Here is a 13,315-nt window from a genome sequence, read left to right on the forward strand (position 1 = left end):
ATGAAATCCGAAAGTAGATATTTTTGGATTATTCTTTCCTAAATATATGTACAGTTTAAAATCTATTATCATTCTTTAATGTGCAACCCCTAAACTTTAATTTTCCAAGTTTTGGGTTTTACCTATAGCAAAACCAAAATTGAAAGTACTATTTATAGTTATTAGTAAACATATTTCTCTACAAAAGTTTGTAAACCTGCGTTATATCCTGTTCCCACAGCTTGAAATCTCCATTCATCATTTTTTTTATAGAGACGACCAAATTCTATTGCAGTTTCTCTCGAAAAGTCTTCTTCTAATTCATACTTAGTTATTTCTTCTTGAGTCTCCAAATTGTAAACTCTAATAAACGAATTTTTAACTTGCCCAAAGTTTTGTCTTCTTTTTTCTGCATCATGGATAGTCACAACAAAAAGTAGTTCTTGAATACTAAAATTAACATTAGTTAAATCTACTTCTATTGTTTCATCATCTCCTTCTCCTTCGCCAGTTCTATTATCTCCCCAATGCTTTACTGCACTATCTGGTGATTTTAAATTATTGTAGAAAATAAAGTATTCATCTTCAGGGATTTTACCATTATCTCCTAACATAAATACAGAAGCATCTAAGTCAAATTCTACACCTGTATCAGTAGGATTAACATCCCAACCTAAACCAATACCTACTTTTGCTAGACCTGGTGCATCTTTAGAAAGATTAATTCTGTGACCTTTGCTAAGTTTAACAGACATTTATTGCCCTCTTTTATGACTAAACAGTTTCAAAAATTTTTTAAGGTGATAATTGATATTTTTCAGTATCGGAATAATTTATGGATGTACAGTTGAGAAAATAACATGAAAATTAGGAAGGCAAAATAAATCAATTTAAATCCTTGAGCAAGACACCTTTTTTATGTTAGTTTGTGTCTTATAGCCGTTAGGATTATCAAATAGTAAAATAGTAAAAAGATATTCTGACCTTGATTCATAAATTAATTTAGTTGCTCTAAACTCTGTGACAGAAGCTTAAGATATATCATTTATTTATTCTCACTGCTGACTCCTAGTATCTGTCTTTAATTTGATGATTTTTTGAGTTAACTTAGAGAAATATTTATTGATTTGCCTCTCAATTTTTTGAGCATATTTTACCGACTTCTATTGGAGCGGAATATTTTTTGACTCATTACAGATTGGATATTTGAGATTACATCAAAATTACTCTCTTATCCAAAATACTAATTCAACATTTACTGTTACTGAATAATTCAGTTTTAAAGCCTCTCCTTATCAAGGAGAAAAAAAGAAAAAATCTTTTTAATCAATCCTTTTCATTTTAAGGAAAGGAGAGGTAATTGTTAATTTTTAAACAGTTTGTTACTTAATCAATTAAGTATATTTCTGTACAAAACTTTCTAAACCAGAGTTATAACCTTCTCCCACTGCTTGAAATTTCCATTCACCATTTTTTTTATACAATTTCCCAAACTCTATAGCTGTTTCCCTAGAAAAATCTTCTTCTAGTTCATACTTAGTTATCTCTTCTTGAGTGTCCCCATCATAAATTCTGATATAAGAATTTCTTACTTGCCCGAAGTTTTGTCTTCTTTTGTCTGCTTCATATATAGTGACAACAAAAATAATTTCTTCAATTGTCGAATCAACCATTGATAAATCTACAGTTACAGTCTCATCATCTCCCTCTCCTTTTCCTGTCCGACTATCTCCCATAGACTCTACTGAACCATCAGCAGATTTAAGGTTATTATAAAAAACAAAATATTTCTCTTGAGGAATTTTGCCAGTTGCTCCTAACATAAACACAGAAACATCAAGGTCAAAATCTGAACCTGTATCTGAGACATTTACATCCCATCCTAAACCTGCAGCAGCTTTTTTCATTCCAGGTGCTTCTTTAGACAGACTAACTCTTTCACCTTTACTAAGATTAATACTCATAAATATTTCCTCGATTTATTTACTATTTTTAACTACAACTAGCACAACTATGATTACGGAAAACGATTACAACCAAATTTTAATTAAGATGTCTAATTATGACAAAAGTCTGATTCCAGCCAACTTTTACTATTTAGTAATGAGATGAAAACCTAAATAGTATCTACCAAAAAATTTCTCTGATTAGGATTGGGAACAGAGAAAAGTTTTATCGTAACCATTAAGCTATTAGCTGTCAGCTATTAGTAATAATATCCCAACCTTAAGGAGGGGGTTTAATGAATATAGACTTTAAAGCATATTTTTGTAGTTAAGATTTAATTTTGACTCAATTAATAAACCTTTTATCTAAAACTAAAGGCAATAGCTAATAGCTGACGGCTGAATGCTTAAGTTTTATCCTTAGTTTAAACCTATTACTAGACTGTTTAATCTTCAAAAATTGTATTGTTTTTGCTAGTATGAAATGCCTCAATTTTCACTTAATCATATTCTTAAGATTGATCAATCATATTGAGACTAAAATATCTCAATTTTTTGAGCAAATCCTAAATAAACTATACTATTTTCAAGAAAGATTTCTACATTAATTTTTTTATATTAAAAGCCTACTATAAGCGGAAAAATTGGTTTGACCATCAAGGAAAATTTGGATTATTTATTGAACTAATGATAATTTATTTGCAAATATAATATAGATAGCTATCTTATTTTATAGCATTTCTCAAGTTACTAAGGTACAGTTGTTTTTCTTCTTTTCTATGTAAGTATTCAGTCGTCAGCATTCAGCTATCAGCTATTGCTTCTGAGCTTTATTAAACCCTATATTAAGGGGTATTATTAAGCCAGAATACGGTGATAATTAAATCTTACAAAAGCAGGTTCCTTTGAGGTTAAAGTCTATATTTATTTAGTAAGGATTCAGGTGAGAGTTTTATTGCGCTCGAACTGACAGCTAATAGCTGTTTGCGCAGCATTCCGTAGGAAATGCTTACTTTTCTATTCCCAGCGAAACCGAATTACTAATCCCTACTCCTTAAAACAAGCTAATTTTTTATCTAATCAGTAATTGTGAGAAATTATAGATTTTTAGGGAACAGAAAACAGGAAATAGGAAAGAAAAAAAACTGTATCCGATCAAAATAAAAAGCGCTACACACTAGAATTTTAAGGAATAGTCAAATTCTCACATATGATTCCTGATTGCTATATAAATTTTGTCATTCTTGTTAGAGATTAGGTATTTACAGTGTATTCCTTCTTTTCGCTGATAAATATTTTCCTGAACACTCCGGAAATCTCCCCTTAATTCCTACCTCCTAATTCCTTGATTGAATAATTTGTTTCTGATATTCATCTTCTGTCATTAAATCTGTGGTACTTTCCACACGATCTAAAAATACTAGACCTTCTAGATGATCGTATTCATGCTGAAAAATTCTAGCAACAAAATCTGTTAATTCTTGTCTTTGAAGTTTTCCCTCTCGATTAGTATATTCTACGTTTATTACTCTATATCTTGGTACTAAACCTCTAATTCCTGGCACACTTAAACAACCTTCCCACCCCTTGACTCTATCTTCTGAATGAGATATTAATCTAGGATTAATCATAGCTGTTGGCTCCATTTTGGGTGCATTTGGATATCTGAGATTGGGTCGAGATGCAACAATGAATAAGCGATCGCTAATTGAAACTTGTGGAGCAGCAATTCCCACACCATTTGTTTCGATTACTGTGGCAATTAAATTATCAATTATTTGCTGTAAATTTTTATCCCAAATATTATTAATAGGTTGAGCTTGACATCGCAATATTTCATTGCCTAACTGAGCTACTTGTAATACTTCCATAATTTTTTCCTCTACTAATTTTCATCAAAAAAAAGGGAATAAATATTTTTTATTGATTCCTCTACTCCCTACTTTGTCACAACTTACAGATTTGTGAGTATTTCAAACTACTTATCTAAGAGGTTATAGTTTGAAAATTTATTCAAGTCTATGTTTATTATATAAGCTTCTATAGGGTTTAAATCCTAAATAAATTCAAGGGCAACTTTTTCTGTTTGAGGTAAGTATTCAGCCGTCAGGTATTAAAAAGTTGGTAATGGTGCATTGTCATGATGATCTATTGTAATTATTTTGGTCAATGGGAAGGGAAATGGAAGCATCTTGCTCCCTTGCTAGGCGTCGTTCATCCACATTTACCATTACTATGTAGGACTACCAAAAAATTATCTTTGAAGGAAGAATCAGAGTTGAAAAATTGAGCAAAAATTAAAAGTTACTTTCAAAGCAAATTAGCTAATCTTCCTTATTAATTACTTGGTGCTTTTTTACCAACCGAAAAGCTTTTTGTGTAGTATTCCGCAGGAAAAGCTGACCAGCTAATACCTGAATGATTACTGTTTGAGCAATCACTCTAATTACTTAAAAGTCTCCGAAAATAATTTCCTTCGCTTCAGAAGAAGTCTCACAATTGGCAATAGTATTACCATACTAAAAGTAAGTATCCAAAGACTTTGAGAAATTTGATTCTGAAACAGAATTCCGATTTATACCAATTTGATCAACGTTTGTTACAAATAGTAGAAGTAAGAAAGAAGGAAGAAGCAAGAATGAAGAAGAAATAAATATTGAAAAAAAAGGAAAAACGATAGATATAACCATCTAAAATGAACTGGAGAAGCTGTTTTTAAACAGATATGATCGAGATGCACTTTTTATAGCATTCTTTTTTCAAACTGGTATTAGCGACCGCTAATAGCAAGTGCCCAACGCAAATTTTATTCCATTAATTCACCTAGGACAAAACTTAAGAGAAAAGGTGTCAAAGAATATTGTAATTTGCGCAAGAAATAACCAAAGACTCCGATGGCTAACATTAACAAAATAGACAGAATACTACCGTGGATAGAGAAAACCTCAATAAATGCCATTACTCCTAGTACCTGGAATAGCAGCCAATTAGGCAAGAGCAAAATACGAGCAAACAAACCTACCAAAGAAAGATTTAGGAACAACAACATTAAGTTCCCTATATACATTGAAGCAATTAGTCCTCCAGCAATTTCCGGCTGTTGGGTAAATAACATTAGGCTGAGCTGAATACTATAGAGTAATAATGCACCCAGTAAAATAGCAGTAGTACCACTACCTGGAATTCCTAAAGTCAGTATGGGGACAAAAGCTCCCCCTGCCGCTGCATTATTAGCTGCTTCTGGGGCAGCTAAACCCCAAAAATCTCCTTTACCAAAAGTTTGTTCCTTTCATTTCACAAAAATATTTCTGGTGTCAATTTTCTTTTGGGTGAGTAAAGATTACCAAATAATTAAGTAGAGCAAGCTAAAAAAAAGACATTGCATACTTAATCCAAAAACCCCTAAAGCCATTGAATATAAACTTTTGAGCTAATTTACAATTTGATACATAGCGCCCAAAATTTACCATGTTTTACTTAGTAGATGGATGAGAACTAGCAATTCCTAGAACGGGAGCAAAATGCTCCCACTGCCTTGCCCTATTACAAAAATAATTACAATGGACTACTAACATTAGACATCTAGGAAAATCAATCTCAAACCTTTGCAATTACTAGACTAAAATTTAGTTTCTGGAGATGTCTATTAAAATGTACCACTACCCCGCAACAAAGCCCAAATAACCTCTAAACTATCCTCTTAATCGAGATGGTAAGTTACCAGTACGCAACTGAAAACTTAAGTTCTGACCATTACGATTAACTTCCAAATCCAACAAACTACCCACAGTTTTATTCTGAACAATTTGTTGTACATTTTCAGATTCAGTAATAGTTTGATTGTCAATTCTTTGAATTATATCTCCTGGTTGTAAACCACTTCTATCCGCAGGAGATCCAGGCACAACTTGCATAATTAATACCCCTTGGTCGCTGAATAACCGAACATTTGTACTTAAGTTTCGGTTGAGTTCTTGCCTAAGTTCCGGTGTCAGAGTTTGCATCGCAATACCCAAATAAGCGTGTTCTGCTTTACCCCCCTTAATTAATTGTTGAGCAATTTGTTGAGCATTATTAATAGGAATTGCAAATCCTAAGCCTTGAGCACCATCAATAATAGCTGTATTAATGCCAACCACCTCACCATTTTGATTAAGTAGAGGGCCACCAGAATTACCAGGATTAATCGCAGCATCTGTCTGAATAAATCCTACTCGCTTATCTGGAACACCCACATCACTACTAGAACGACCCGTAGCACTAATAATACCAACTGTTACAGAATTATCTAGACCTAGAGGGTTGCCAATAGCGATCGCCCATTCTCCAGGTTGCAGGTTATTTGAATCTCCCACAGTTACGCTAGGAAGGTTATTAGCATCAATTTTAATCACAGCTACATCAGTTATAGAGTCTGTGCCCAAAACTCTACCTTGTAAGCGACGGCCATCTTTAAGGACAACTTCCACAGTCGTTGAACCTTCTACAACATGAGCATTAGTGAGGATATTACCATCAGAGCTAATGATAAAACCAGAGCCAGTACCTCGCTCAACTGGTCCAGAACGTGAGGGAGGTTCATAACCATAGAAATCTTCTGGTATTCCTCGACCAAACATATTAGGTCGTTGACTGAATGTTCGAGAAGCATTAATCCTAACTACTGCCGGACCAACTTTTTGGACTGCATCTACAATAAAGTTACCATTGGAAATAGGTGCTCTAACTGGTAACCAATTAGAGTTTTCTGAGTTAGGAATACCATAATTATTAGAAGATGATTGAACGATCTGTGTTGAATTTTCCGAAGAGCTAGTTGTCTGTGGGAATATAATACGTTGGCCCAACAATGCTCCTCCAGCTCCTGCCAGTATTAATAGATAGGTTAAAGGTTGTTGCCAAAATACTTTGTCTGTGGTTCTTTTCATTGTTATTTGTTTATGTTTGTAATTGGTTCGTCTGTTAAGAATGAATAATTAGGGTTTAGCTTCCTGATGAATAATTTTTCTTTAATTTTTACTACAATACCTCTGGGGTTTATTACTTATTTTTTACTGCTGAATGTTTACATGAGATAGCGATATGTTAAATTTAACACTGATCGAAAATGATGTCCGGTTATTTAGAGTTAGTGATTCCACACCTATACTTAAGTTTTTTATACCATTTTCATAAAATATTCCTACATAGACCGAAGAAGTAGTACCGGAGCAGCAGTGCGACCCCCTAAATTTCATTAGTTGATCTACTTGTGGAGACCTGAAGACCTCACTAACTCACCGTGTAGCACACCAAGAGAGGGAAAAATAAGTGTATAGAAAAAGATAAAAAAAGGGTGTTGCTGATTTTTGCTATGATCTTTCTTGAATAGCGATTTCGGTACGGAACGCGCACGGGAATCGCCTAACTATTAACTCAAAATAACTCAAAAGGATTTTAGACTTTGCCCAATTTAATTTTCATAGCTTGATTCAGCAACGCCTATGGAAAAATATAAGAAAAAGGTTAAATACTTACAATATCTGCGAGGGATTAAATTTTATATTTAAGGCAGAAAACACAAATTAAGCTCTAACTACCTTGGGGTAAATAGGGTGATGAAAATGCAACGTTCAACTTTCAATTAGTTAATTTTTATCAAATAATTATCATAAGTACTTGTGCCAAATTTATTTAATATTTGTTAGTAGGGAGTAGAGAGTAGGAAGTAGGGAAGAAAAATATAATTGTATACTTGAGCAATAGATATAAAAATATAAAAATGATTTTGTCTACTTATTTAACCCGGTCATTAAATATACAATTAATTTTCTATGACTACTTACTAAGTTACATATAAAATAAATTAATCTACTATTACCTCTCTATTAACCTTTACTATATTTACTATCCCTAAAAAAAATATCCGGTTGTTTTTACAGAAATCAGTTTCATATCATTTCTGCATACACCTCTGATTTATTTAATGGCTGCTTATTAATAAAAAAAATGATGACAAGATATAAATCTAACGCTAAAAAAATTTTTATTCAAAATTACTTTTGTTATTGACTTCTGAATTATGAACAAGCTAAATGATGATCAAGTATTCCTATAGAAGCATTAATATTAGTCTATCTAACCCTTTTAATCTCAAGAGATAAAATGTCAAAATAACTACTTGTTTACCACTATAGAATTTCTATTAATTTAATTTTAAATCACCAATAAAAAACCCTTTTATCAATCTAAATATTTCGGGTTTCCACATATAAATAAAGTCTTTTTGGCAAAACACATGAGAAACCCGACAACTAAAATTTGACAGTATAGCTGAGGATAAACTAAGTCAATAATTTAGTGAATTAATCTTCAGCAAAAATGTAGCGATAGAGTTCATCTGCTCCTGGTTCTGGACTACCTGTAGCAAACTCAACTGCTTCAGCAATCAATTTTTCAATCTTTTGATCGATTGCTTCCAACTCTGCAACATCCGCCAAATTATTTTCTGTCAGATAAGCTGTAAATTGTTTGATAGGGTCACGAGAAAACCAATATTCTTTTTCTTCCTTATCCCTTAATTCATCAGGGTCAGCCAAAGAATGTCCTCGGAATCGATAAGTTAAAGCCTCAATTAAAGTAGGTCCTTCACCAGCACGAGCTCTCGCAACAGCCTCTTGAGCAGCAGAATGTACTGCCAATACATCCATACCATCAACCTCCACACCTACCATACCAAAGGCATGAGCTTTCTTATAAATCTCAGGTTCAGAAGTAGCCCGTTCGTGAGCCATACCAATTGCCCACTTATTATTCTCCACTACATAAATAATTGGTAGTTTCCACAACGTGGCCATATTAAGGCATTCAAAAAATTGGCCGTTATTACAAGCTCCATCTCCAAAGAAACAGGCTGTCACTTGGTCTGCAGCTTCATTCCCCATGCTTTCCCGACGATATTTACTCTGAAAAGCAGCCCCAGTTGCTACAGGAATACCTTCAGCAACAAAAGCATAACCTCCCAATAAATTATGTTCAGCCGAGAACATATGCATCGACCCACCACGACCTTTAGAACAACCTGTAGCTTTACCAAATAATTCAGCCATAACTTCCCGTGCTGGTACACCAGCGCTTAAGGCATGAACATGGTCTCTATAAGTACTGCAAACAAAATCTTCATCTTGGCGCATAGCTTTAATCACACCAGAAGAAACTGCTTCTTGTCCATTATAAAGATGAACAAAGCCAAACATTTTACCTCGATAATACATTTCAGCACACTTATCTTCAAACAAGCGCCCTAAAACCATATCTTCGTATAGTATTAATCCTTCTTCTTGAGAAATTTTTATACTATTGGTATCAAAAGTAGGTAATGTACGTTCTTGGATCATTTTATCTATCCTAAGTTAGTATTATTAGTAATAAATCTTATATTACAAGTTAAAGGTTTAGTAAAAGGCTCCAATGAATTTATATTTAGTAGTCTATAGGAGAATTGCGTATTACAGCAAACAAATATAACTAGCTTTTTACCGATAAAGTGCCATAAAGTTTGAAATACCCTTTGTTTTAGAGAAGAGATAAAAAATAATATGTTTGTCTTAACAATAGCGCTATATGATATGATTAAGAATTGATAAAACCTAAATATAGGGGTAGGATTTGGCTCCTTAAGTAATTAAGATGCTAGAATTAAAAATGAAGTAGTGAAGATACTATAAAAAACTCATGTATTCTAGCCGAATCCAAACTACGGGGCGCACTTAAACATTACAATCAAAACTTATGTGAGATTGTGGCTCTGGGGTCTAAGTTTTTGAACCTACATAATTATATAGTTTTTCTGTATTACAGATAAAGATGATCGGGAATTGTGAATATTTCTGTTTGAATATTTTCAAAATGGTTATTGTTCCAACTATTCCTCGTGCTTTAGCTAAGAGGTGGTCGAAAACATTGGTAAAGTGACAAAAATCTTTCTAAATTTAGTTAGCAATATCGGATATTATCGGCTAACATAATAAGCTAATTATAGTAAATTATATTAACTCGCCTTTGAGGAAGTGCACTGTGCGGATTCCATTAGATTATTACCGAATTTTGGGTTTACCAATTCAGGCTACTGTCGAACAGTTACGACAGGCACATCGTGATCGCACTCAGCAGTTTCCGAGAAGAGAGTATTCGGAGGCGACAATAGTTGCCCGCAAACAACTTGTAGACGAAGCTTATGCTATTCTGTCTGACCTAGAACAACGGCAAACGTACGATGGCAGTTTTCTGAGTAAAACCTACGGTCCGGAATTAGAACAAGTAAGTCCAAGTTCTGAGATAAATCTTGAAAAAGTACAACAAGAAGAAGAAAAAGAAACAAAACTTCAACAAACAGAAGAAATCCTTCCAAAAGTAGCTTCTAGGCGTTTAACAAGAGGTATCAGCTCTCACGGTAGCGAAACTCCAGTTACCCATGAGTTTGACCCTAACACTCCCAGTATAGAAATAGAAGATAGACAGTTTGTGGGTGCTCTCTTAATTTTACAGGAATTAGGAGAATATGAGTTGATCTTAAAGCTGACTCGTCCCTACCTAATCAATAATAGTATTGCTGTCAAAGATGGGCGTTTTGGAGATCCAGTATTAGTTCTACCAGATATTGCCCTAACGGTTGCTTTAGCAAATTTAGAATTAGGTAGAGAGCAATGGCAACAAGGACAATATGAAAGTGCGGCAACAGCTTTAGAAGCAGGGCAGGGATTATTGCTAAGAGAAAACCTATTTGTCCAAATTAGAGGAGAGATACAAGCTGACCTCTATAAGCTACGTCCTTATAGAATAATGGAATTAGTCGAACTACCAGAAGAAAAAGCATTAGACCGTCGCCGTGGGTTAGAAATTCTTCAAGATATGTTGAATGAAAGAGGAGGAATTGATGGTCAAGGTAATGATCAATCTGGATTAGGGGTTGAAGATTTTCTGAAGTTTGTTCAGCAGCTACGTCACTATTTAAGCATGGCAGAACAAAAGAAATTATTTGAGTCTGAAGCTCATCGTCCTTCTGCCGTTGGTACATATTTGGCAGTTTATACTTTTTTAGCTCAAGGGTTTGCCCAAAAACAACCAGCCTTAATTCGTAAGGCTAAGTTTATGCTGATGCAATTGGGTAGAAGTCAAGATGTCAATTTAGAGAAAGCTGTATGTTCATTACTTTTAGGACAAACTGAAGAGGCTAATAGATCGTTAGAACTAAGCCAGGAACACGAACCTTTATCCTTTATTAAAGAAAATTCTCAAGAATCTCCAGATTTACTACCAGGTTTGTGTCTCTATGCTGAACATTGGTTGACGGAGGAAGTCTTTCCACATTTCCGCGACTTATCTGACAAGTCAGCTTCTTTGAAAGACTATTTTGCCGATCAGCACGTTCAAGCTTATCTAGAAGCTTTGCCTGCCGAAGCAGAAGCAACTAATCAATGGGTAGTTGTTCAACCCCGTCGTGGTCATGATACAGAAGAGACATTCTATCAAAAAGAAACAGACCAATCTTCAGCCTTAGATTTGGAAAAAAAACGTATCTCTAGTGTGGGTAACGCTGCTACTGCCACTATGGCCTCAACTAGCACAGGAACTTCGAATCAACTAGAAGCTAGTTCTTATCAGTCACCTCAAGAAACATATAAATCATCTTCTATAGATATACAAAAACAAGGAAATTCCTTGAGCTATAGTCGCTATTCAGAGAGAGTTAGAGAAAAGAGTAGAAGTAGTTTACCTCAGTTAAATGAAAATATGTCAGTGGGTAGTAAAGAATTACCCCAATCGATGCTTGAGCAAAGTCCACGGAGAACATCAACCAGAAGAGAACCTGTTAAGATTGGTCGTTTAATATTAATAGCAGTTTTGGGATTATTAGCAATAGGATTGATTGGGTTTGTGGCAATTAAAACTATTAGTTGGTTAGCAAATGCTTTGGGTTTAGGTAGGGAAAAACCCATGGTACAATTGGATAGACCTCCATTGGAAATTCCAGAAATTAATCAGGACAGTCTCACAGCATCAGGTCCAATTACAGAAGAAATCGCACGCATAGCTATTCAAAGTTGGTTAGATACTAAGGCTACAGCTCTAGGTCCTAATCATCAAACTGAGCAATTACAAAATATTCTCGTAGATCCAGCACTGGAACGTTGGTTACCTACAGCTAATGCTCTCAAGCGAGAGAACTCTTATCGAAAGTATGAGCATAGTTTAGACATAAAAAGTTTAAATATGAGTAACACAAATGCCAATCAAGCTCAAGTGGATGCTCAAGTGAGAGAAAAGGTAGAGTTTTATGATAATGACAGATTAAGCAATTCTCAGAATGATAACTTGCTTGTTCGTTACGACTTGGTTCGTCAAGATGGAAAATGGAAAATTCGTAATTGGAATGTACTCCAATAACTTTTAAGTCTTAACTACTCCCCGGACTCAAGTCACGGAGATTCTAAGTAGATACTACGCAAAGGATAAATCCGTGTTGCTCCGTCTATTCGAGCTCTGACCAAAGATATATTCTTTGGGGAGAATTTCCGCGATGCCTCTACACAGTTGGCTTAAATCTAAACTTAGCTTTCTACTTACATTTGGTGATGATATTTGTAGCCCCATTAGACATTTCCAAAATAGAAAATAAGGTAAAATCATCAAAACCATTTATGTATGGGTTCACTAAAATGAATCCAAATGCTCGAATATATTTATAATCATCCACTCATAAACAAAAAGAATTATTGGTATTACAGCAGAACAGCTAATGAAATTAATAGAAAATGCCCAAATAATAGAATCAGAAAAAAAAGAGGTGATTCCCTACGGGATGCTACGCGATCGCCAAAACAGAAAAAAGATTAATTAAAGCAGTAGGAGTCAGAAAAAAGACCATTACCAGGGAAGAATAAATCATTTTAACGTGATTTTATTTACATCATGTACCAACTTTTCAAACACTAGGAATAAACTTTAAGATAAGTGAATAAGCGTGCTAATAATATTTTTTATGACTGGATAGATATCCTCAGAGAATTACTGCCAGCAAGTTGATTAGAGCAAGTCAAAAAAAAGTTTTAGGTATTGGAATGGGTCTAGGAAATATTAACAGAATTATAATTAATTGTAGACAGTACAGCAACATGGTAGAGAAAGACCAAATGAATATAAAAAACAAGAAAAATATTACTCAGGGAAAAAGAAAAATCATACTTTTAAAAATCAAATAATCACCACACCAAAAGGAAAAGAAATAGTAGATGTAATAGTAGGAGAAAAAGGTCTATTCATTAATGGATAATTGATAATGGATAATTGATAATTACAAGAAGGTTAAAACCCACATTGCGCACTTCAAAATGTAGTACAAAAATACCGTA

Annotated in this window: 6 protein-coding genes and 2 pseudogenes; 2 read left to right on the plus strand and 6 right to left on the minus strand. The window is 34.0% G+C overall.

Features of this window, described 5'->3' with window-relative positions; genetic code table 11:
• Positions 1-161 precede the first annotated feature (161 nt).
• The 6 genes and pseudogenes from F6K13_RS03475 to pdhA all read right to left on the minus strand — a co-directional run bounded on the left by F6K13_RS03475 (position 162) and on the right by pdhA (position 9,301).
• Positions 162-734 (minus strand): TerD family protein, encoded by a 573-nt coding sequence (locus F6K13_RS03475; protein ID WP_124154805.1) that lies wholly within the window; start codon positions 732-734, stop codon positions 162-164.
• 639 nt (positions 735-1,373) lie between these two features.
• Complete coding sequence (locus tag F6K13_RS03480; protein WP_287286826.1) at positions 1,374-1,943, minus strand: TerD family protein; 570 nt, start codon at positions 1,941-1,943, stop codon at positions 1,374-1,376.
• Positions 1,944-3,262: 1,319 nt separating this feature from the next.
• Positions 3,263-3,796 (minus strand): peptide deformylase, encoded by a 534-nt coding sequence (def, locus tag F6K13_RS03485; RefSeq protein WP_375339382.1) that lies wholly within the window; start codon positions 3,794-3,796, stop codon positions 3,263-3,265.
• A gap of 935 nt (positions 3,797-4,731) precedes the next feature.
• Positions 4,732-5,199 (minus strand): annotated as a pseudogene (locus F6K13_RS03490) (tripartite tricarboxylate transporter permease); the annotation flags it as partial.
• Positions 5,200-5,617: 418 nt separating this feature from the next.
• Positions 5,618-6,853 (minus strand): HhoA/HhoB/HtrA family serine endopeptidase, encoded by a 1,236-nt coding sequence (locus F6K13_RS03495; protein ID WP_124146643.1) that lies wholly within the window; start codon positions 6,851-6,853, stop codon positions 5,618-5,620.
• A gap of 1,416 nt (positions 6,854-8,269) precedes the next feature.
• Positions 8,270-9,301 (minus strand): pyruvate dehydrogenase (acetyl-transferring) E1 component subunit alpha, encoded by a 1,032-nt coding sequence (gene pdhA / locus F6K13_RS03500; RefSeq protein ID WP_124146642.1) that lies wholly within the window; start codon positions 9,299-9,301, stop codon positions 8,270-8,272.
• 679 nt (positions 9,302-9,980) lie between these two features.
• Here pdhA and F6K13_RS03505 point away from each other — a divergent pair.
• Positions 9,981-12,350 (plus strand): IMS domain-containing protein, encoded by a 2,370-nt coding sequence (locus tag F6K13_RS03505; RefSeq protein ID WP_124146641.1) that lies wholly within the window; start codon positions 9,981-9,983, stop codon positions 12,348-12,350.
• A gap of 796 nt (positions 12,351-13,146) precedes the next feature.
• Positions 13,147-13,236, plus strand: a pseudogene (locus F6K13_RS03510) (hypothetical protein); the annotation flags it as partial.
• Between the last annotated feature and the right edge of the window lie 79 nt (positions 13,237-13,315).

This window comes from Okeania sp. SIO2B9 (assembly GCF_010672505.1).
Classification (GTDB): Bacteria; Cyanobacteriota; Cyanobacteriia; order Cyanobacteriales; family Microcoleaceae; genus Okeania; species Okeania hirsuta.